The sequence below is a fragment of the Serratia sp. Sp408 genome (genome assembly GCF_057180665.1).
In genome coordinates this window covers 23,421-47,162 of sequence record NZ_JBXUFT010000010.1, presented here as the reverse complement: position 1 = coordinate 47,162, position 23,742 = coordinate 23,421, and the positions used below count along the sequence as shown (strand labels likewise).

Sequence of the window (23,742 nt, the reverse complement as noted above, 5' to 3'; positions counted from 1 at the left end):
TTTGTACCTGTTTGAAAGCCTGAATCTGCTGATTCAACGTTACCTGCCTGAGGAGCAGATTAAGCGCCTCAAACAGGCATACCTCGTTGCACGTGATGCTCACGAGGGACAGACACGCTCCAGCGGTGAGCCTTATATTACCCACCCGGTCGCCGTGGCCTGCATTCTGGCGGAAATGCGTCTCGATCATGAGACGCTGATGGCCGCGCTGCTGCATGACGTCATCGAAGACACCCCGGCCACCTACCAGGATATGGAACAGCTGTTTGGCAAAAGCGTTGCCGAACTGGTTGAAGGCGTATCCAAGCTCGACAAACTGAAGTTCCAGGACAAAAAAGAAGCGCAGGCGGAAAACTTCCGCAAAATGATCATGGCGATGGTGCAGGACATCCGCGTGGTACTGATCAAACTGGCCGACCGGACGCACAACATGCGCACCCTCGGTTCGCTGCGGCCGGACAAGCGCCGACGCATCGCGCGTGAAACCCTGGAAATCTACAGCCCACTGGCCCACCGCCTGGGTATTCATCACCTAAAAACCGAGCTTGAAGAGCTGGGTTTCGAAGCGCTTTACCCCAATCGCTACCGCGTGATCAAGGAAGTGGTGAAAGCCGCTCGCGGCAACCGCAAAGAGATGATCCAGAAGATTCTTTCCGAGATCGAAGGGCGGCTGACCGAAGCAGGCATCCCCTGCCGCGTCAGCGGGCGAGAAAAGCACCTGTATTCCATTTACCTCAAGATGCACCTCAAGGAACAGCGCTTCCATTCCATTATGGATATCTATGCGTTCCGGGTGATCGTGAAGGAAGTCGATACCTGCTATCGGGTACTTGGCCAGGCACACAGCCTGTACAAACCGCGTCCGGGCCGGGTAAAAGACTATATCGCCATTCCCAAGGCCAACGGCTATCAATCGTTGCACACCTCGTTGATCGGCCCGCATGGCGTACCGGTAGAAGTGCAGATCCGTACCGAAGACATGGATCAGATGGCGGAAATGGGGGTTGCCGCGCACTGGGCTTACAAAGAACAGGGCGAAACCGGCACCACTGCGCAGATCCGCGCCCAGCGCTGGATGCAAAGCCTGCTGGAGTTGCAGCAAAGCGCCGGCAGCTCGTTTGAATTTATCGAGAGCGTCAAATCCGATCTTTTCCCCGATGAGATTTACGTTTTCACCCCGGAAGGGCGCATTGTCGAACTGCCGGCGGGCGCAACGCCGGTCGATTTCGCCTACGCGGTGCATACCGATATTGGCCACGCCTGCGTTGGCGCGCGTGTCGATCGGCAGCCGTATCCGCTGTCACAGTCGCTGAGCAGCGGTCAAACGGTGGAAATCATCACCGCACCGGGCGCGCGGCCGAACGCCGCATGGCTGAACTTTGTCGTCAGCTCCAAAGCACGTGCGAAGATCCGCCAAATGCTGAAGAACCTCAAACGCGATGATTCCGTCAGTCTGGGCCGTCGCCTGCTTAATCATGCGCTGGGCGGCAGCCGCAAGCTGGCTGAAATTCCACAGGAAAACATCCAGCACGAACTCGAGCGCATGAAGCTGACGTCGCTGGACGATCTGCTGGCGGAAATCGGCCTCGGCAACGCCATGAGCGTGGTGGTCGCGAAGAATCTGCAGGGCGATCGTTCCAGCCTTGGCGCCTCTTCCGGCGTGCGCAACCTGGCCATCAAAGGTGCCGACGGCGTGCTGATCACCTTTGCCAAATGCTGCCGACCGATACCGGGCGATCCGATCATTGCCCACGTCAGCCCAGGCAAAGGGCTGGTTATCCACCATGAATCCTGTCGCAATATCCGCGGCTACCAGAAAGAACCGGAAAAGTTCATGGCGGTAGAGTGGGACAAAGAAACCGAACAGGAATTCATTGCCGAAATTAAAGTGGATATGTTCAACCATCAGGGCGCCTTGGCTAACCTGACGGCGGCGATCAATGCGGCCGAATCGAACATTCAAAGCCTGAATACCGAAGAGAAAGATGGCCGGGTTTACAGCGCCTTTATTCGCTTGACCACTCGTGATCGCATTCATTTGGCGAATATCATGCGTAAAATCCGTATCATGCCGGATGTGATTAAAGTTAACCGTAACCGAAATTAGCGCCTATGAGCCCCGAACGCTATGCGCGGATTTGTGAAATGCTCGCAACCCGCCAGCCAGATCTGACGGTCTGCCTGGAACAGGTTCACAAACCGCATAACGTCTCCGCAATTATCCGTACCGCCGACGCCGTCGGCGTGCACCAGGTGCATGCCGTGTGGCCAACCACTCGCATGCGTACGCTGGTTTCTTCCGCCGCCGGCAGCAACAGCTGGGTCAATGTCAAAACGCACCGCACTATCGGCGAAGCGGTCGGTCATCTGAAAAGCCAGGGCATGCAAATTCTGGCGACCAACCTTTCGGCCCGTGCGGTAGATTTCCGAGACATCGACTATACCCGTCCAACCTGTATTCTGCTGGGCCAGGAGAAATCCGGTATCAGCGAAGAAGCGCTGCAATTGGCCGATCGTGACATCATTATTCCGATGATCGGCATGGTGCAGTCGCTCAACGTATCGGTGGCTTCGGCGCTTATCCTGTATGAAGCACAGCGGCAACGGCAAAATGCCGGCATGTATCGTCGCGAAGCCAGCACGCTGGAACAGGAAGAGCAGCAGCGTCTGCTGTTCGAAGGGGGATATCCGGTGCTGGCCAACGTTGCCAAGCGCAAAGGGCTGCCCCGGCCGCAGATCGATCAACAGGGCCAGGTGGTCGCCAGCGCCGAATGGTGGGCAGCCATGCAGGCAACGGTACAAAAATGAAAGGCCGCCTGCTGGACGCCGTCCCACTGACCACGCTTTCCGGGGTTGGAGCCAGCCAGGCGGGAAAACTGGCCAAAATTGGCCTGGAAACCATCCAGGATCTGCTGCTGCATTTGCCGCTGCGCTATGAAGACCGCACTCGGCTATATCCGATTGGCGAGCTGCTGTCAGGTATTTTCGCCACGGTAGAGGGCGAAGTGCTGCGCACCGACATCAGTTTTGGCCGCCGTCGCATGTTGACCTGTCAGATCAGCGATGGCACCGGCATCCTCACCATGCGTTTCTTCAACTTCAATGCGGCGATGAAAAACAGCCTGGCCACCGGCCGGCGCGTTACCGCCTACGGTGAAGTCAAACGCGGCAATCACGGCGCGGAAATCATCCATCCTGAATACCGCATTCAGGGGGAACACAGCGAGGTGGAGCTGCAGGAATCCCTGACACCGGTGTATCCGACCACCGAGGGCATCCGTCAGGCCACGCTGCGCAAGCTGACCGATCAGGCGCTGACCCTGCTGGATACCTGCGCGATTGCCGAACTGCTGCCAACCGAGTTGAGCGGGGGCTTGATGAGCCTGCCGCAGGCGTTACATACCTTGCATCGTCCAGCGCCGGATATCCAGCTGGCCGATCTGGAACAGGGCCGACACCCGGCGCAGAAACGGCTGATCATGGAGGAGCTGCTGGCGCACAATCTCAGCATGCTGGCAGTCCGCGCCGGAGCGCAAAGTTACCACGCGCAGCCGTTGATGCCGGACGATCGATTGAAAAACCAATTTCTCGCCCAGTTGCCCTTTGCGCCTACCGGAGCGCAACGGCGCGTGGTTGCCGATATTGAAGCCGACCTGCAAAAGAATTTCCCGATGATGCGGCTGGTACAGGGTGACGTTGGCTCTGGAAAAACGCTGGTTGCGGCGCTGGCAGCGTTGCGTGCGATTGCGCATGGCAAACAGGTAGCGCTGATGGCGCCCACCGAACTGCTGGCCGAACAGCATGCCAATAACTTCCGCCAGTGGTTTGAACCGCTGGGCATCGAAGTCGGCTGGCTGGCTGGCAAACAGAAAGGAAAAGCGCGGATTGCGCAGCAAGAAGCCATCGCCAGTGGCCAGGTTTCGATGGTGGTCGGTACTCACGCCATGTTCCAGGAACAGGTTCAGTTTAACGGGCTGGCCCTGGTTATCATTGATGAACAGCATCGTTTTGGCGTGCATCAGCGCCTCGCTCTATGGGAAAAGGGCGAAGAGCAAGGCTACCATGCCCATCAGTTGATCATGACCGCCACGCCCATTCCACGCACGCTGGCGATGACCGCCTATGCCGATCTCGATACCTCGGTAATCGATGAGCTGCCCCCCGGTCGTACGCCGGTGACCACCGTCGCCATCCCTGATACCCGTCGCGCCGATATTATCGAACGGGTCAGAAACGCCTGCCTGCAAGAAGGCCGCCAGGCTTATTGGGTCTGTACGCTGATCGAAGAATCCGAACTGCTGGAAGCACAGGCGGCAGAGGCTACCTGGGAAGAACTGAAAACCGCGCTGCCGGAACTGAAGGTCGCGCTGGTACACGGGCGCATGAAAGCCCAGGAAAAGCAGGCGGTAATGCAGTCGTTCAAACAGGGTGAGCTGCAACTGCTGGTAGCCACTACGGTGATTGAAGTCGGCGTGGACGTGCCAAACGCCAGTCTGATGATTATCGACAACCCGGAACGTCTGGGGCTGGCGCAGTTGCACCAGTTGCGCGGTCGTGTTGGCCGGGGCGCAGTAGCCTCGCACTGCGTGCTGTTGTACAAAACGCCGTTGAGCAAAACGGCGCAAAAGCGCTTACAGGTGTTACGCGACAGCAATGACGGCTTCGTTATTGCCCAGCGCGATCTGGAGATTCGCGGCCCCGGCGAGTTGCTGGGCACCCGACAGACCGGCAGCGCCGAATTCAAAGTGGCGGACTTACTGCGCGATCAGGCAATGATCCCGGAGGTGCAGCGCGTCGCACGCCATATTCACCAAAACTATCCTGAACATGCTCACGCCCTGATCGAACGCTGGCTGCCAGAAAAAGCCCGTTACTCCAACGCATAAAAAATGCCGGCCACCCCAAGGTGGCCGGCATGATGCTCATCTGCCCTTCTCTAGCAATTCGCGTTAGCCAACCGCCGGGAAAACAGGCAGCAGCAGATACAGCTTGATGACGATTGCATTGGCGATATCAATGAAGAATGCGCCAACCATCGGCACTACCAGGAAGGCCAGGTGCGACGGACCAAAGCGATCGGTAATCGCCTGCATATTGGCAATCGCCGTTGGCGTTGCGCCCATGCCAAAACCACAGTGCCCGGCAGCCAGTACCGCCGCGTCGTAGTTTTTGCCCATGATACGATAGGTAACGAAAATGGCGTACAGCGCCATTACCAGCGTCTGAACCGCCAGGATAGCCAGCATCGGCAATGCCAGCGAGGCCAGTTCCCACAGTCGCAGACTCATCAGCGCCATCGCCAGGAACAGCGACAGGCTGACGTTGCCCAATACCGACACCGCACGTTCAAATACGGTATAGAAGCCGGTAAACGCCAGGGTATTGCTGAGGATCACGCCGACAAACAGCACGCAGACGAAGGTCGGCAGTTCAAGCACCGAGCCGAGCAACAGACCGGAAATCAACTGTCCCAGACTCAAACAGATGGCGATCATGGCAATGGTTTCAATCATTACCAATGAGGTGATCAGACGGCCGCTTTCCGGCTTTTCAAAACCGCTCGGTTGCTGACTGTCATCCGGCGAACCTTCCGGGGTAGAGGAGTGTTTTACCAGATAGCGCGCTACCGGCCCGCCAATCAGGCCACCCAATACCAGACCAAAGGTCGCACAGGCCATCGCAACTTCCGTTGCGTTTTCAAAGCCATATCGCTCGATAAACAGCTTACTCCAGGCCGCACCGGTACCGTGACCGCCCGACAGGGTGATCGAACCGGCGATCAGACCCATCAACGGATCCAGCCCCAGCATTTTCGCCATGCCAATGCCGATGGCGTTCTGCACCAGCAGCAAGCCCAGCACCACAAACAGGAACACCACCAGCGCCTTGCCGCCAGCGCGCAACCGTGCCAGATTGGCGTTCAGACCGATAGTGGCGAAGAACGCCAGCATTAACGGATCTTTCAGCGACATATCGAAGCTGATTTCCCAGTTAACGGTCTTTTTCATGATCAGCAGCAACAGAGCAACCAGCAGACCACCGGCAACCGGGGCTGGAATGGTGTATTTTCTGAGCAGGGGGATGGTTCTAACGCATTTGCCCCCAAGGAGCAAAACCAGGGTTGCCGCGACTAGCGTGCCATAAGTATCGAGATGAAACATCTAGCTACTCCATGTGAGGGGAAAAGATCCAATTAAAATAATAAGTTATATAAAACCATATCGTTTTTAAACTTGACGAGTGCAGGATTAGAAGAAAATTCCGCTGAAAAAACAAGAAAAAATGAATAAAAATGCGACATAACATAAAAACAGCCTAACATAATATTTAGGCGCAACCGTTTGCTTTTGCTGCCTGGGCGATTAAAATGCGCTCTTTGCCGTTTCTGGAAAATGCCTCACCATGACCATGCCATCCGCCGAGCTTGATGCCGCAAAGTCCGTCTCAACGACTCCCCGCAACAGTGAACTGATTTATCGACTGGAAGATCGCCCACCGCTGCCGCAAACGCTGTTTGCCGCCGGTCAGCATCTGCTGGCGATGTTTGTCGCCGTCATTACTCCGGCGTTGCTGATCTGTCAGGCGCTGGGCCTGCCGGCACAGGACACGCAACACATTATCAGTATGTCGCTGTTTGCCTCCGGATTGGCATCCATTCTGCAAATCAAAACCTGGGGTCCGGTCGGATCCGGCCTGCTGTCGATTCAGGGCACCAGTTTCAATTTTGTCTCGCCGCTGATTATGGGCGGCCTGGCGCTGAAAAATGGCGGCGCCGATGTGCCGACCATGATGGCTGCGCTGTTCGGTACCCTGATGGTCGCCTCCTGTACCGAAATTCTACTGTCGCGCGTATTGCATCTGGCACGGCGCATTATTACGCCGCTGGTATCCGGTATCGTGGTGATGATTATCGGGCTGTCGCTGATCCAGGTCGGCCTGACGTCGATCGGCGGCGGCTATGCCGCGATGAACGATCACACCTTCGGGACGCCAAAAAATCTGCTCCTGGCCGGCGCGGTACTGGCGGTGATTATCCTGCTTAACCGCCAACGCAACCCGTATCTGCGCGTCGCATCGCTGGTAATCGCCATGGCGGTCGGCTATTTGCTGGCCTGGGCGCTCGACATGTTGCCAGCAACCCAGCCGGTGCCGCCGGGCTCACCGATCACCATCCCGACGCCGCTGTATTATGGATTGGGCTTCGACTGGAACCTGCTGCTGCCGCTAATGCTGATCTTTATGGTCACCTCATTGGAAACCATCGGCGATATCACCGCCACCTCTGACGTCTCCGAGCAGCCGGTCAGTGGCCCGCTGTACATGAAGCGTCTGAAAGGCGGGGTGTTGGCCAATGGCCTGAACTCGATGCTCTCGGCGGTGTTCAATACCTTCCCGAACTCCTGTTTCGGCCAGAACAACGGCGTCATCCAACTGACCGGCGTCGCCAGCCGCTACGTCGGCTTCGTGGTCGCGCTGATGCTGATTGTGCTTGGCCTATTCCCGGCGGTAGCCGGATTCGTACAGCACATTCCCGAACCGGTGCTGGGTGGTGCGACCATCGTCATGTTCGGCACCATCGCCGCGTCGGGCGTACGCATCGTTTCACGTGAAAAGCTCAATCGTCGCGCCATCATGATCATGGCCCTGTCGCTGGCGGTAGGCATGGGGGTTTCACAGCAACCGCTGATTTTGCAGTTTGCGCCAGACTGGCTGAAGACCCTGCTGTCTTCCGGCATCGCCGCCGGCGGCATTACCGCTATCGTGCTGAATCTGCTGTTCCCACAAGAAAAAGAATAATCTCCGCGCGATGTGACAAAACGGCCTCCATCGGCCGTTTTTTTATTGCCTATCAGACCATTGCCCTTGAGATGATGGGCCAATTACGGCATAAACAGGGTATCTTTTTTGACCGACGCAGGTATAGGCGATGAAATTTATCGGGAAACTGTTGCTGACGTTGCTGCTGTTGGTAGTGCTCGCGCTAGTGCTGCTGTATGTCATCGGGCAAACGCGTTGGGCCGCCGAGCGGCTCGGCAACTGGGTAAGCGATAACAGCGACTATCGGCTCAGCATAGGCAAAATCAGCCATGCCTGGCGTCAGCCGGCTCAAATCAGCCTGGAAGAGGTGACGCTGACGCGCCGCAACCAGCCGCAGTCGCTGGCCGCCAAACGGATCGATCTCGGCTTGAGTCTGCGCCAAATTACCAACCCGCGCTATTTCCACAGCGTCACGCTGCGCGACGGTACGCTGAACTTGCAGCCGCAGGCCGCGCTGCCATTGCAGGCGGACGTGCTGCAATTGAGCAATATGGCGCTGCAATCCAGCGATACCGATTGGCAGCTCAACGCGCAGAAGGTCAATGCCGGCATTACGCCATGGCAGCCAAAAGCCGGCTATGTACTGGGTGAAAACAACCAGTTCCAGTTCAGCGCCGGTTCACTGTCGCTGAACGGTATCCCCGCCTCCCAGGTGCTGGTACAGGGAGAAATCAAACAAAATCGGCTGTTGCTGAACGATTTCGGCGCCGACCTGGCGCAGGGTGATCTGACCGGCAAGGCCAGCCGCGCCGCCGATGGCAGTTGGCTGGTGGAACGTCTGCGGTTGAGCAATGTACGGCTGCAAACGCCGCAGACGCTGACCCAGTTTTGGCAACGTTTTACCGTCCTGCCGCCGGTCACCGTAAAACGTTTCGATCTGATTGATGCGCGGCTGGAAGGCAAAGAGTGGGCATTTAACGATCTCGATCTGTCGCTGCAAAACGTCAGCTTCCATCAGGGGGACTGGAGCAGCCAGGACGGCTCACTGAACTTCAACGCCGGCGATATGATCAACGGCCGTGTCCACCTGATCGATCCGATCATCAATATGCGACTGTCGCCAGCGGGCATTGCCATCGAGCAGTTCACTTCGCGCTGGGAAGGCGGGCTGCTGCGCGCCTCCGGCAGTTGGCTGCGCGCCAATCATCGCCTGCAGCTGGACGATGTCGCCGTGGTGGCGCTGGAATACACTCTGCCGCAAAACTGGCGCGAACTGTGGCTGCAACCGCTGCCGGACTGGCTGGCGCAGGTGTACGTCACCAAATTGACCACCAACCGCAACCTGATCATTGATATCAATCCCGAATTCCCATTCCAGCTGACATCGCTGGACGGTTATGGCAGCAATTTGCTGCTGGCGAACGATCATCACTGGGGCATTGGTTCAGGCTCGCTGACCCTGAATGCCAGTGAAGCCACCTTTAACAAGATCGACGTCAGGCGCCCTTCTCTGGCGCTAACGGCAGATCCGCAGCAGATTGCCGTTACCGAACTCAGTGCGTTTATGCCGAATGGCTTGCTGGACGCCAAAGCCAGCGTGTCGCAACTGCCGGGCAAGCCGTTCACCCTGGCACTGAATGGCCGTTCGATACCGTTGAATACCTTGCAGCAATGGGGATGGCAGCCGGTACCGCTGGAGGGCGATGGCAATCTGCAACTGCAATTGAAAGGCTTGTTGAACAGCGATGGGCCGTTTAAGGCGTCTTTGAAGGGCCAGTTGCAGGCTACCAGCAAGAATGGGCAGACTCTGGAGCAGCAGGTGCCGTGATAAGAAGGACCGGATACTCCAGTTTAGCCTGGTACTGTTTTCAGGGGGGAGATCAAGGTCACCGCTGCAACCGGAGTGATCCGGTTACAGCGGCGGGAAGAGGAAGTTTTTAGGGCTTAGAAGCAAAGATCCCGGCCAGTTGGCCGGGATTGTCGTTTAAGGTTGGTAGTCTTCATATTCCCAGGCAAATACGCGAGAGAGCTTTTGTGCTATTTCCATCCAGTCTTTGCCTTCACACTGATCGATATAATCCGTGATGGTTTTGGTGATCTCATCCAGATCGTATTTACGTACCAGCAGTGTGTGGCGCATCAGTTCAGGTAGCCACTGGTGCTTGCAGAGCCATTCCGGGGTGCAGATATTTACTTGGAAATAATCCGAACCTATTTCACTCTCTGGCCCTATCTTAATGTTAACCAATAAGATAAAGCAGTCTTTCTCATCAGGTTGATAACTTTCCAGGCTGAAATCAGCAGAATCAACCCACATACCTCTTAATATCGCTTTCATTGGTTTATATTCATATGTCCGTTACCGACTTACCAGTAGTGGGATTAACCTCTAGCACCTGGAAATTAGCCTGTACACCTGTAGGATTATATTGAGTTGGGGTATTTGGTTTCTCCGTTGGCGGTCTGTATAAACGAGAGCCGTCTGCACTAACCAAACAACCAGGACAATCTTTTTGATTTGTAAACAATTTAGCACCATCCCCTACCCAAATTTTACCTAACCGCTCAGCTTCAGTCGCTGTTCCCATGCCGACAGAGAAATTAGGGTTTATTGTGCCGCTACCCTTAACCGCTGCCGCCAGCCTCGGATCCTGCTTCGCTATATTATTCAGATTCTGCTGCAACAGGTCGTTTTTCAGCTTCGGATAGAGTGCTGCATTCTCAGCTCCGCTGGTTGCTTTTCCTGCATTCACAATCGCTGATTCAGCCTTACCTGCGACCCTCGCAACAACCTTCTCCGTAAGTACCGCACCACCTTTCACAACGCCAGCACCGCCAGCCAACAATCCGGCTATATCCGTGACCAGCTTACCGCCCTCAACACCGGCATTAAACGATCCGCTGGCCCCGGCTCTCTGGTACTCCGCTTCCATTCGATCAATGCGATCAATATAGGATTGCTTCACTGCATCCGAGACATTGCCCAGCACATCACCGCTGTTAAACAGCGATTTCAACGCTGCATAGGTTTCAAGCGGACTGCTGGCTGTTTTCACTATCCCGTCAACGGCATCATACAGCCCTGCCGGAACTCCGGCGATCATTCCTGCTGCGAAGCTGCCATCCTGCCCCAGATCAATCGCCGTCCATTTCGCTTCGGTCTGAGCTTTACAGGCAACAGTCTTACATTCTGCCAGTTCTTCCTTCTTCTGAGCCTTTTGGGCATGACTCAGATAGTTATTCTCCACAACAACTTCATCCAGTGCGAAGCTCGTCGTTGCTCGGGCTTTTTAATAAAAAAATCATAATATTACAAAATTTTTTCCTATGAACTTTAACCTAGGCAACTTTTTTCCCAGACGTGCTTTTTCAGCCCGCTACGCCATTTTCCCCTGTGTGATCTGGCGGGAGAAAAGGGGAATTTAGGGCTTAGGTTTAGGAACCTAGACCTAACTTTGCTGGGATTTGGATTTATAAATCATCTTCTGAGATAACTTCCTCCGCCCCACAGACTTTAAATAACCATTTCAAAGCACCAGACATAAAAGGGGAGTCAAGAGCAGTTACCTCGATTATGAAATGGCTATTATTTAACGGTGCATCAAATAACACTGCATTCCACCAAAACCATTCTCGCTCACCAGGCTCTAGCCAAGATAACCATGATGATAATGTCCATTCATTATCGATGGAAGCTTCAGTAAGCTTTTCTTCATAAGATAACCCTCCCCAGTTTTGAATTTGCTTTTCTCTTTCTGTTTCAGTTGGTTCAGGCAAAAAACCATCAACAAACTGTGATGGAAGAACATTTGACCATTCATCAAGAGAAGGCCAGTTTTGCGTAGAATGATTATTTACAGTGATTAGCACCTCTTTTGCCAAGTCTAATACTGCGCGTACATCATGACAGGACACAATGAATCTGGCGATTCCAACACCAGTAGCTTTTTCTGTTGACTGGGGAGGGTTTTGCAACCTCTCCCTCTCCAGTAATATTTGCCGCAATTTTTCATCACTTACTTGCATCTTTTCCTGTCCCCTGAATGATTTTGCCTTGTAACTCTTTCAGTTTTTCGGGCCTTATTCCATATTGATCCTTAGCTTTCGTTGGATCAGCAATAACAGGTTTTCCTTTATTTTCTGGCAATCGAGCAACACTTTCTTTCACAGCAGTATTTCTTAAATCATCCAGAACAGAGTGAGGTACTTCAAACGTTTTTATCGTTGCACCATCCATATTCTGAGTGCCACGTTTTTCGAAGAATTCCAGCGCCCTGGCTTTATCACCAAAATTTAAATATAACGTTGTACTGCCAGTGATGCTAACCTGCCCGTTGTCTCCAATTAAAATACGAGTGTTTGGTGCTCCCTCAACACGATATACAGTTACAGTACTTGGGCCTTTCAACCCCCATACAGCACCACCTATAGCTGCTGTGGTGTGTGTTATCGCCATTCCGGTATACAGCGCAGACGCTGTTTCGATGCTGACACCCCAGTTACTGGCGATGGTCTGGATGTCTTTGGCTTTCTGGGCTTGAGCGTCTGCGGTTGCGTATTGCCACATCAGACCATCGACTTTATCAGCACCCTCTTTGTATACACTGGCCATCGTGCCAATATACTGACCGTCCATCTGTTCGTCGTAGCTCTTGCCCATCGCGGTCAGTTCCTGACGCAACCCGCTACATTGCGCTGAAGACAAGCTCTTACACGCATCATCAATCGCTGCATCAAACGCCTTATCCTTCGCGTTCAGGTCACTAATTAACTGCTCTGCCTGCTGTTTCTTCTCACCTTCCAAGTACGGCAGCAACCATTTCGCATCCTGACGTTGCTTCTCGTCAGTTGCATTCAGCGCATTATTCTCCACCGCATTCTTGCCGGCCTGAGCACCCGCCAGAGCATTCGCGGTGCTATCGCCCGTCACACCGCCTGCCAAACCCGCTGCCAGCGTCGACAGCGCACTGAGACTCTGCTTCTGCTCCTCACTCAGTTTAGCAATTTTTCCTGGCGTGTCTGCTCCATATAACTTCTCTGCCAGATAACGCGCGGCCAATTCACCACCAGCAGCACCCGCTGCCCCTGCCGCAGCGCTGTTGCCGCTCACCTGCGCCGCTATCGCGCCCCACACCGCATGGGCAAGCGCGTTGGCCGTTTCATTCGTGCCGGTATACTTCTTGATTTGCTCTGCCGCGTACGGGCTCAGACCACCAGCAAGTGCCTGGGAGATATTTCCTCCTGCCAGCCCCTGCAACGCCGCCGTCACGGCTTGTGCCGCTTTCTGCACGTCACTGCCCGTACCATACTGCTTCATGGCCCCTTTATACGCAGCGGTGTCTTTCAGGATGTTGACGTACCGGTCAATCTCTTCCTGCTTGGCATTTTTTCCCGGCTCCGGCGGCAGTTTGCCATCTTTCGCCAGATCGGCCTTCGCCGCATTCAGCCCGTTTATCTCACCCTGCGTGCGGATGATATCCGCTGCCTGCCCACCGATCTCACCGATCAACTGCGCCTGTTTCAACCGCTTCTGCTCTTTCTCCTTGTCAAAGATCGGCGCAATGCTGCCGTTGGCATTCGCCGTATCCCGGCTCAGGTCGGCGACATTTTGTTGCTGCTTGTCCTGGTCACGAACAGTGATGTTACCTTCGCTCACCGCCGCCTGCGTGGTGCCGCTGGCATGGCCGCTGCCGTTCAGGCCCGATAGCATCCCGCCCGCCAGGTTGCCCTGGAACGCCTTACCACCAAAGTCGCCACCGCCGCTTATCCCGACCCCGACATGTTCAACGTTGTAGTCCGCCTTATTGTGCAGGTCACTGAAGCCCAGCGTCCCGGTATCCAGGCTGTTTTTGTCCGCCGTGCCCGTTGAACTGATTACCGCGCCATCCAGTTGGGTATGCTCGCCGACCTTAACGTCAAAGCCGCCCTTGCCTGCAAAGATCCCGGTCTGCTCCTGCACCGAGTCGTAGTTGCTGTGCATCTTGTCCTGGCTCAGGTTCAGGTAGCCGGAACCGCTCATCGAGCCCCAGGTGAAGCTGCCACCCGCACTGGCGTTCTGCTGCTTCATGTCGTAGAGATCGCTGTCCTGCTGGCTGGAGAGTGTCAGATTACGTCCGACGTCAACATCCACCTTGTCACCGCTGACCTGTGCACCGGCCAGGGTGGTATCGCGCCCGCTGTTCATGGCAAGCGTCTTACCGCTGTCGATGGTTGTCTCTGTCCACTGCGTACCGGTGCCTTTCTCGCTGCCTTTGCCAGCGTTGACGTTGGCGAACACCTTGATACCCGTGTCTTTACCCAGGCTCAGGCCGATACCGATTTCACCGCCGATGCTCTTGTTGCTCCCCGTCTGCTGCTGGGAATTGGCAGCCCCGGCCAGCAAAATGTCGCGAGAGGCATCGATGGTGGTATCGCCACCCGCCTTCAACTGACTACCCGCAATCACCACATCGCCACTGTTGGCACCGCTGCCTTTGCCGCTTGCGGTCACCGACAGATTATTACCCGTCGTCAACGTCGAACCGGTGACATTGTCAGAGACCTGTTTTTGCGTGGATGACGACTTTTGGGCCCCCAGAGAAAGGCTGATACCAATCGCATTACCCGCATCGCCCTTGGTATTATCCAACACTGCGGCCTGCCCTGCCTGCACCCCAGACAACGCGGCTTTGGTGCCTTGCAGGGCGGCCAAACGGCCATCGCTTTCATTTTTGGTACTCTGCGCTGCCGCTATTGCTGAGTTGGCCGCTGCACCTGCCGCACCGGACAACGCCACCGTCAGGCCACTCTGCTTCTGCTCAAACCGCTCTTCTACCGTACGCAGGTCATGTCCCGGTTCGATAACGACGCTGTCGCCAGTAACGCTGAGATTTTTACCGGCAATCAGATCCGCACCGTCGATATGTGCCTTGCCGCCCGCAACGATATTCACATCGCCACCGGTCGAGCCGATAGTGCTGACACTCTGGCTCTGCGTGGTACCGCCTTCGTTCACCTGATGGCGAGAGCTGGAGCTACCAATCGTCACCCCGATACCACCGGTGCCCATCAGCCCGCTCTTTTTCTTCTCATCCAACCGGTAGCTGGACTGCTCTTCCGTCGCCGCCACGATCTCGACGTTGTTACCCGCTTGCAGGTTAACCTTGCCGTCACCCACAACCGAAGACCCCTTCACCGTCAGATCGTTACCCGCAGACAGCGACACGTTGTCGCCGCTCAGCAGCGTGCCTTTTTCCTGCGTGGCGTAATCTTCCCGCACCGTGTGGGTGGTGGTCTTTGACAGGAACCTTTTCTTGGTTTTGGTTTCTTCGAAGAAGGAGTAGTCGCTTTCGGTGGCGCTGTTGAGCGTCAGATCGCGCCCGGCGCTTACCGCCACATCACCGCTGGCCTGCACCTGTGCCGCATTCAAGGTGGTATCTCGATCGGCGCGAATGGTGGTGTTGCCCCCGCTGGCGATCTCCGTTCCTTGCTGACGTATAGACTCATCCACCTGCTGGCGTTTACCTTCCTTGCTTTCGCGGTATTCACTGGTTTGCTGGGTGTTGAGGTTCACGTCACGCCCGGCGTTCAGGTTGACGTTGTTATCCGCCACTATCGCCGCTGCCTGCGAGTTCACATCCCGGCCTGCATCCAGCGTTAAATCGCCGCCGCTAGTGAGGGTGGTGCGCGTGGCATCGTTACTGCGCTGTTCGGTGCCGTTATCTTTCTGCCGGGTGCTCGCTTCCTGCGTTTGCAGGTTGATATCGCGCCCAGCCATCAGGGCAGTATCACTCTGGCTGCCAACCTGGCTGGCCTTCACGTTGACATCACGGCCTGCATCGGCCGTCAGCGGCCCACCAGCGCTAATTTCGCTGCCCTGGCTGCTGTGAGTTTCGCTCTCTCTTACGTTCCGCCAGCCCTGATATTTATCGGCTCTGTAGGTGGTGTTGGCCAGGACGTTGATATCGCCCCCCGCCAGCAGATCCATTGCACCGCCGGAAGTCAATTTGGCTCCCAGAATATCGATGTTGTTGCCAGCGCTCAGGCTCAAGCTGTCCAAGGCCTGGATGGTGCCGATATCACCGATTTCCGTACGTGACAGCGACAGGCTTTGTGGCATCCAGCCGCCCAGAGAACCCTGGGTATTCCACTGATTCGTCAGCGTCTGGTTGATGATGCTGCCATCAAGGCTTTCCAACCGTACCGTTTTGCCGCTGATGATTGAGCCGATATTGTTGATATCGCCAATCGCGCTCAGTTGCAGGTTACCGCCCGCATTGAGCAGGCCAGCATTGAGGTTGCTGATGCTGTTCTGGCTTTCGAGCGTCAGCGCGTTCTGTGCGGTCAGCGTACTGCCACTGTTGGTGATGTTACCGGCGGTGAGCGAGACATTTTTCCCTGAAATCACGCTGCCGTTATTGATCGTCACATCTTTTGGTGACAGGTAGAGCTTCGGCACCATTACCGTCTGGCCATTGATGCTGGTCGCTTCCCACCACAAGATGCTGTGATCCAACGAGGCGATCTGCTCCGCCGTTAACGCGACCCCGAACTTCAGTCCCAGCGACTGTTGCGCCCTGGCGGCGTTGTCCATCAGGGTTTGCATCTGCTCCAGATCTGAACCCACGCCGTTCAGATAACGGCTCCCCGTTTGATTGAGCATGGCATTGCTGACGTAACGGGTATCAAAGGCCGCATCCCCCAGGAAACGGTAGTCGTAATCCGGGTGGAGGTTCAGGCGGTTCAGGAAATAGGAGGAGCCGATAAATTTGTCTTCTACCGTGAACTGTTCGTTGGTTTCACGTGGGCTCTGACCTGGGTTGCTCCCCAGTAACGCGTAGAGATCGCCAAACAGGTTCGGATCGAGTTGCCCCAGGCCGTTCAGTTTCGGGTTGGTGGCGATCAGATACGGGCTGTCCGGATCGGTGGACGCCACAAAATAGCCGTTCTCGCCCGTAGGCAGAGGATACGCGCTGGTATCGACCGTTTTGCCTTGATACCGGTTTAAGCCTTTGCCATCCGTGCCGACCAGATCTTGGCCATCGGTGGCAGTATTTTGTAACTGGGTTCCATCCCCCAGATTGGCACTGCCCTGGCCAGCGTCGCTATATTTTTCTAATCCGGTGAGCTCAGGCGTGACGCTATCCAGGCCGCTGCCCCCGTTAATCTGCTGCAGGGCATTCTGTAGGCTGTCTTGCCATTCAGGGGAATTGACCGCCGCTTTATCACCGGCTGACAGCGACTGTTTCTCTACGGCACCGCCAATAGTCTGTTGGCTCAGGGTACTGAGCGTCGGGGTATTGAGAGTGTGACTTACACCACCTGCGTTGGGTGAGGTGGTGGTATTACTCAGATCGTTGGCAAAGTTGGCCACAACGTTACCACCCGCCTGAATAACAGCGCGGTAGAGTGTGATATCACGGCTCTCATACTCCGGCTGTCCGGTTAAGTAATATTGAACAATCGTGTCCACGTCCTGTCGTATATAACCGTTTTTATGTGGCTTCTTAAAGAAATCCAAGCCTAGTGTCTTGCTAAATTCTCCCTTTGCCGTTTTACCATCATAATGATAAGTAAGATATTTTCCCTGAGTCCCTGCCGTTGCACTGACGTTATTGAGCGTTTCACCCGTCAGCGACACATTGCCACCAGCCAGAATATTGCTGGCAATATTATCCAACCGAGCAATTCCCCCTGTCATATCACGCCCAGCAGCAATCTGGCCCGCACCACCACCAGCACTTACGGTTACAGTAGAGGATGAAACCAGGATCTTTTTGTCGACTGCAGAAACCTTGGGAGCCAGATAGTAGTAATAATCAATTGAGCCGTTACCGTGCCCAAAACTGCCGCCAGTCCGTACCGTCTTTACGTAATATCCCAGCTCATCCACTGGCAAGTCACCCAGTTTAAGTGCGACAACCGAACGGCCATTCCAAAGCGTATCCTGCGTTACGGCCTGTTGTTCTTCATTGACCAACCACCCATCGCGCTGATTCAGCAAATGGGCGGTGTTAATGGTGATATCACCATTTTGTGTCTCGATGGTGCCGGAACTGTTCACCACTTCAGCGTTGGCATGGCCTGCCATATCACGCTGCATCCACAGGCTGTTGCCCGCCAGGATGTCACCGCGCAGGTTTGTGATGCTGTTGGCCAGCAGGTACAGGTTGTTACCGGCATACAGCAAGGCAGTATTAATCAGGCTGCCAGCCGCATTCAGCGTCATTGAGCCCAGCGTGCCGGTAAACCCGTCAACGGTGATATCGCTCTGGCTGTTCAGGGTCACGTCGCCCCCTGATTGCAGGGTTCCGGCCGCGTTCATGGCAATGGCGTTGCCACTGAGGATGCTGGCCCCACTTCCGCCGGTGATTTGCCCGTTGTTGGTCAAGATGCCGTACGCCGTGAGGTTGATGCTCTGCCCCTGCAGAGTGCCTTGGTTGGTCAACGCCCCTTGGCTGTCAAGGTTCAGGCTCTGGCCTGCGGCAATCACGTTCTGGTTAGTAAAGGCGTTCACCAGTTGCAGCGTCAGGTTGCCCAACGCCACGACCTGGCCACGCTGGTCAAAATCGCCACTGCTCAGCAGTAAATCGCCCCCGCTGAACATTTTCCCTGTCTCTTGAAGCGCCACCTGACCGGCATTGATGCCAAGCCCGGAGGTACCAAGCAGCGTGCCACCGTTAGTCAGTTGCTGGGTATTCAACGCCAGGTTGCTTCCCTGGATCGTGCCCTGAGTGTTCAGGCTACCTGCGGTCAAGGTTCCCTGCAGTTCTGCCAGCAAGGTACCGCTGTTGTCCAACGCATCCGCATTCAGTAACAGGGATCCTGCCTGTAGCCAACCGGTGTTGGTAAATTGCGAGCCATGGAGTGACAGATCGGAGCCAGCAAGCAGGCTACCGTCATTACGCCCTGATATCGTCCCTTTGAACCGGGTGTCAGCACCGCTTTGCATCAAGCCGCTGTTGACCCAGTACGGCGAGGTAATGGTGAGTGCGTTCTGGCTGAGAAGGGTACCCGTGGCGTTATTGGTCAACCCACCGCTAAGGTTCAGCGCTAAGCCTGTTTCACCTTGTACGCGTCCGCTGTTGGTTAGCGTACCGCTGTTAACCCATACGCCGTTCCCCTGGATACGCCCAAGGTTGGTGACCGAGGCCGCATCCAGTTTCAGGTCCCCCGCCGTCAGCAGGGTTTTATCTTGCTGCTGGGTGAAATCTCCGGTTAGCGCGACCATCAGGCCGTCAACGCCGCTGATTTCGCCCTGATTATTCAGGGTGTCAGCGCGTAGGGTGAGATTTTTTGCCAGCCACTGCCCGGCGTTGGTCAACGACTTTGCCTGTAAAACAGCTGCACCATTGGCGGTAATTTTGCTGCCAGCCGTCGAACTCAACGCCCCAGACAGAGCCATTTGCAGCGCATCCGCACTGTGGATTGAGCCGCTGTTATTCAACGTCTGAGCATTCAGCAGAACCTGTTGCCCCTGCCAGCGACCGTCATTGGTCACCGTTCTGCCATTAACAGAAAGCGTTCCCTGCGTCAGAAGTGAGCCCTGACTGCGGTTCACCAGCGTCAATAACGGGACGGAGAATGCCTGAATGCCTAACGTCAGCGACTGCAGGCCGATCAGCGTACCGGCGTTATTCACCAAGTTCTGCGTCAGGTTGAGGATGTTACCCTGTACGGCACCTTGGTTGTTCAACGTAGCGCCCACCAAAGACAGATTTCCATCGCTCAGAACGGCACCGTCATTGGTCAGCGTCTGCGTCTGTATTTCACTGTTACCCTGGCTAAGCAGTGACCCTTCATTCACCAGTTCATCGGTGACGTTGACGGCCAGAGAATCACTCCCCAGCAGGCTGCCACTGTTCATCCAGCCCGTGGCCGTGACGTGGGTTTGTCCCCCCTGAACCAACCCTTCTGAGGTCAGTTGCCCAGCCTTCAGCGACAACGCGCCCCCTGCCAACGTACGGCTTGACGCCCCCAGCGTCAGCGCATCACCGTGGGCATTCAGCCACTCGCTACCTTGCCATAATCCCGTGTTATTCAGCGTGGCGGCATCCAGCGTCAACCGGTTGGCAACCAGCTTGCCGCTGTTGGTTAGATAGTCGCCGCTCAGGTTCAGCGTCCCCAGGCTGCCCATCTGCCCGCTATTTTGCATCGTGTTAGCCACGGTGCCGGTCAGGCCCGTAACCGCGTTTATCGATCCGCTGTTATCCAGGCTATCGACGCCAAAGGTCAGGCTATTCCCCTGCCAGGATCCAGCGTTGGTAACTGCGCCACCGTTGAGTGTCAGTTCACCACCGCTCAACAGTTGTGCACCGGCCAGCACGTTCAGCGCGGTGCTGTTCAGAGTCAGCCCGGCATTGCCCTGCATGATGCCGCTGTGAGTCACGGTGCCGCTGTCCACCGCCAGCGTATTACCCGCCAACACCCCGGCATTGTTCACCGATTGGCTGCGGAAGGTGGCATTTTCACGGGCCACCAGTTGGCCGCCTTGCTGGTTTACCAAGCCTCCCTGTACATCAAGGTTCAGGTTGTTCGCCAGGATGCTGCCCTGGTTGGTGAATTGCAGGCCGGTGAGAGACAAATCATCATTCACCTGCAATAGGCCAGCGTTATCCAGTTGTTCGAGCGCCAGCTCCAGCGCACCTCCGCTGACCAGCTTCCCGCTGGCAAGGTTACTGATATTGGGGATAGCCAGTTGCAGATGGCTGTTGCCCTGTAGCAAACCACTGTTGGTCAGCTGTGGCGCGGTCAATACCACCTTGTTTGCCGCCAGAGTGCCCTGATTGAGAATCTGGGCCGCCGTGAGATCAAAACGATCCTGGCTCAGTAACTGGCCACTGTTGAGCATGTCCCCGATCAGGTCTGCCGTCAGGCGATCTTGCGCCTGGGCACTGCCCCTGTTCTGCCAGGTCTGGGCTTTCACCGCCAGTTGTTGCCCCTGCAGAGCACCCTGGTTGACCAACTGTTGGCCTTCAAGGTGCAACGTCCCACTCGATAACATCTGGCCTGTGGCTGCGTTATTGAGATGAGTGCCGGAAAGTTGCAGGGATTGGCTACCCTGCACCAGCCCCTTGTTGATAACGTCGCCCACGACGGCGAGCAGGTTGGCCGCCAGCCATCCCGCGTTGTCCACTGAGCCCGCAGAGACGGTCATCTCTTGCTGGCCGAGGATCTTCCCTTGGTTGGTCAACGTATTGGCGACTGTCAGGCTCGCCGTTTGTTCACTCAGCGCATTGCCGTTGTTAAGCCATTCTTGGGTGGACAGATCCAGTGTCTGGCCCTGAAGCAATCCGCTATTGGTCAGCGAATCTGTCCGTAATGTCAGTGCTCCGCCACTGAGTAAAGCGCCACCGAGCTGGTTGTCTAACGTGGAGGTGCCGAGATTGAGTTGACGGCTGCCTTGTAGAGTTCCCGTATTGAACAGGGCCGTGGTATCCAAGGTCAGCGTCGTTGCAGCCAGCAGGCCGTCATTACTAAACTGAGGGGTGGTCAGCACCAGGGAGCCGCTCGCGTTGACGGAGCCGTTTTGCTGGTTGCTGAACTGTTTGGCCAGTGACAGGACCATCATGACCGCCTGCATCGTCCCGGCGTTAGTCAAGGTGTCTGCAATCAGGTTTAGTGAACCGCCGGTGAGTACACGCCCACGGTTGGTGGCTTCCGCAGCCTTGATAGCAAGAGCGCTGTCGCCCTGCACCGTGCCGCTATTGGCGATGCTGTTGGTGTTCAGGGTCAGTTGATCGGCAGCCAGTTGCCCGGCATTGGACAACCCCATACCGTTTAGTGAAAGCTTATCTTTCGCCAGCAGTAAACCGTTCTGCTGGTTATCGACCCGCTGGATTTTGGCCGTCAGGTTCACGGCATTGATTTCACCGCTGTTGAGCAGTTGATCGCCGCTGAGCACCAAATCCCGATCGGTGGTGATCAGCCCGGCGTTTTTCAGCGTCGGGATGGCCAGCGACAGGGCGTTGGCCGTATACACGGTGCCGCCCTTCTGGTTGTCCATCAGGCGGGCAATAAGCTCCAGGGTCTGGCTGCCTTGTAGCAAGCCGCTGTTGGTCAGCGTCTGGCTGTTAATCTTCAAGACGGGAGCGACCAGCGTGCCCTGGTTGGTCAGGGTGTCCGCCTTCAGGGCCAGGGTTGCGGCATGGCTTTTACCCCTGTGCAGCAGTGAGCCAGCCTCTACCGTTAATGCCCCTTTCGCCGTTTGGGTACCCGCCAGCGTGGCTTGTTGTGCCTGGAGGGTGAGATTGCCCCCGCTTTGTATCTGAGTACCCGGCTGCGTGTTCAACGTCGTGCCATGCCAGGCCAGATCGCCACCCGCATTCCATTCCCCGCCTAACGTGGCGTTACCCGCGTTAACCGCGATCCTGCCTTGGCTGGTGGTGAGGGAATCTGCCGCCGTGGCCAGCGTATCGCTGTTGAGGGTTAACCCCGTCGCGCCGGAGATCAGGCCATTCTGTTGCAGGGTTCCAGCCCACAGCATCAGGCTGTCGTCGCTCAGCAACTCGCCGTAGCGGCCATTTCGCAACGTATCTTTAACGGTAAGATCGGCTTTGCCTTTGGCGCTCAAGGTGCCGTCTTGATCCAACGTCTGGCTGGTAAGGGCCAGCGCTCCTCCACTCAGTATCCTGCCGCCGTTGGCGAGTGACTGGCCGCTCAACGACAGGTTGCCCTGGCTCTGAACGGTTCCACTGTTTGCCAGGTTGGAAAGGGTGCTTTGTATCGCCCCATTGGCCGCCAGCGTGCCGCTGTTGACCAAGCTAGCGCCGCTGAGGGTGAGGTTTTGCCCGGCGGTCACTTGCCCCTGCGTCATACCGCTGTTGAAAAACGTCATGTCGACATGGCGGGCAGCATCAATCTGGCTCGAACTGTCCACCCGCGCGTCACGAGCCCGCAGGCTGACATCGTTGCCAGAGATCAGCTTGCCGCTGCTCATCTGCAACGTACCACCGCTGGTGAGAGCGATATTCTGGTCACTGACCAGCCTCCCCCCCTGCTGGGAAAGGTCCCCCTGGCTGTTTAACGTGATGGAGCCGGTGGCCTTGTGGTCACCCAACATGCTGATACTTTGCCCTGTCGCCGTTAATGTACCGCCTTGCGCCAGCGAATTATTGAGCGTCAATTTGCCGTTGGCATCCAGGGTGATATCCCCGGCACGGGCATTGAGGTTACCGAGGTTGACGCCTACGCCTTTGTCGCTGGAAACCAGATGAATACGGTTGGCATACATGCCGCCCAGCGCACCGGCATCGACCGCCACTTTAGGCTCCTCTCCCTGGCCCGCGATCGGGGTCGCATTGCCCTGCGCATCCACACGGTTGGCCCCCAGCGTGAGGGTGGCATCCTGGGCATACAGCTGGGCGTTGATCTCGGTAGCACGGGCGATCAGGGCAAATTTCCCGCTCTGGCTGGCATCCAGTCCTTTGCCCTGAATGCTGATGGCCCCTTGCGTGACTTCCAGCGCCTGCAGTTTGCCGTCCGGCCCTAACACCGGTTTACCGGTGGTCAGCGTCGCATTCGGGGTGTTGATGAAGCCGCAGCCGGCGCAGGTGATGCCGTAAGGGTTGGCAACCATCACGTTGGCCTGTTTGCCCGCCACCTCCATATAGCCTTGCAGCTGGGAGCGGTTCGGGGCGACAACCTCGTTGATGATGCCTTGGGCTTCCTGCCCGGCCTTCAGATTGGGGTTGTTCTGGATCAGGCCGCCAAGCTGGGTCTGATTGAGCTGCCCGGTGGCGTTGTTGAGGATTAGCCCCTGTTTGCCCACGTTGAATTCATTGTATTTATTGTGGGAAATGCCCGCCTGATTAGGCGTGGCGATGTTGACCACCGGCACACCATTACCAGCCTGATCGAGTCGGGTATTCCCTTCGGCAACGTTAACACCGTTCGCCAAGGCGGGCAGCAACGGCTGCCAGGCCAACAGGCTGCACAGGGTATAGCTCAGCCAACGCTGGCCAGCATGAACGGGTCTATCCTCTTTCATCGTCATCCTTGAAATCC

9 protein-coding genes and 1 pseudogene are annotated in these 23,742 nt (G+C 56.2%); 5 read left to right on the top strand and 5 right to left on the bottom strand.

Annotated features, from left to right (window positions below):
* Position 1 precedes the first annotated feature (1 nt).
* From spoT to recG, 3 genes are read left to right on the top strand one after another with little or no spacing between them, the layout of a single operon-like run.
* Positions 2 to 2,107, top strand: a complete 2,106-nt coding sequence (gene spoT / locus AC2AXP_RS21065; protein ID WP_004956765.1) for a bifunctional GTP diphosphokinase/guanosine-3',5'-bis pyrophosphate 3'-pyrophosphohydrolase — start codon at positions 2 to 4, stop codon at positions 2,105 to 2,107.
* Between the two features lie 5 nt (positions 2,108 to 2,112).
* Positions 2,113 to 2,808 (top strand): tRNA (guanosine(18)-2'-O)-methyltransferase TrmH, encoded by a 696-nt coding sequence (gene trmH / locus AC2AXP_RS21060; RefSeq protein WP_039991442.1) that lies wholly within the window; start codon positions 2,113 to 2,115, stop codon positions 2,806 to 2,808.
* Complete coding sequence (gene recG / locus AC2AXP_RS21055) at positions 2,805 to 4,886, top strand: ATP-dependent DNA helicase RecG (RefSeq protein ID WP_371902178.1); 2,082 nt, start codon at positions 2,805 to 2,807, stop codon at positions 4,884 to 4,886. The genes trmH and recG overlap by 4 nt, the downstream gene beginning before the upstream one ends.
* 63 nt (positions 4,887 to 4,949) lie before the next feature.
* On the opposite strand, the gene gltS is transcribed toward recG, so the two are convergent.
* On the bottom strand, positions 4,950 to 6,161 hold the full coding sequence (gltS, locus tag AC2AXP_RS21050; RefSeq protein WP_004956770.1) for a sodium/glutamate symporter: 1,212 nt from the start codon (positions 6,159 to 6,161) through the stop codon (positions 4,950 to 4,952).
* A gap of 241 nt (positions 6,162 to 6,402) precedes the next feature.
* Between gltS and AC2AXP_RS21045 the strand changes: the two genes are divergently transcribed.
* Positions 6,403 to 7,797, top strand: a complete 1,395-nt coding sequence (locus AC2AXP_RS21045; protein WP_198773849.1) for a nucleobase:cation symporter-2 family protein — start codon at positions 6,403 to 6,405, stop codon at positions 7,795 to 7,797.
* A gap of 130 nt (positions 7,798 to 7,927) precedes the next feature.
* Positions 7,928 to 9,586, top strand: a complete 1,659-nt coding sequence (locus AC2AXP_RS21040) for an AsmA family protein (RefSeq protein WP_484381914.1) — start codon at positions 7,928 to 7,930, stop codon at positions 9,584 to 9,586.
* A 156-nt stretch (positions 9,587 to 9,742) separates the two neighbouring features.
* Here AC2AXP_RS21040 and AC2AXP_RS21035 read toward each other — a convergent pair whose 3' ends face one another.
* From AC2AXP_RS21035 to AC2AXP_RS21020, 4 genes and pseudogenes are all read right to left on the bottom strand, one after another.
* Positions 9,743 to 10,096, bottom strand: coding sequence for an immunity 8 family protein (locus AC2AXP_RS21035; protein WP_004956779.1), 354 nt, complete (start codon positions 10,094 to 10,096; stop codon positions 9,743 to 9,745).
* Positions 10,097 to 10,499: 403 nt separating this feature from the next.
* A pseudogene (locus AC2AXP_RS21030) lies at positions 10,500 to 11,006 on the bottom strand (VENN motif pre-toxin domain-containing protein); the annotation flags it as partial.
* 223 nt (positions 11,007 to 11,229) lie between these two features.
* On the bottom strand, positions 11,230 to 11,784 hold the full coding sequence (locus tag AC2AXP_RS21025) for a hypothetical protein (RefSeq protein WP_127913635.1): 555 nt from the start codon (positions 11,782 to 11,784) through the stop codon (positions 11,230 to 11,232).
* Positions 11,771 to 23,725 carry a hemagglutinin repeat-containing protein gene (locus AC2AXP_RS21020; protein WP_484381913.1) on the bottom strand — a complete coding sequence of 3,985 codons (11,955 nt, stop codon included), beginning with the start codon at positions 23,723 to 23,725 and terminating at the stop codon, positions 11,771 to 11,773. The genes AC2AXP_RS21025 and AC2AXP_RS21020 overlap by 14 nt, the downstream gene beginning before the upstream one ends.
* Between the last annotated feature and the right edge of the window lie 17 nt (positions 23,726 to 23,742).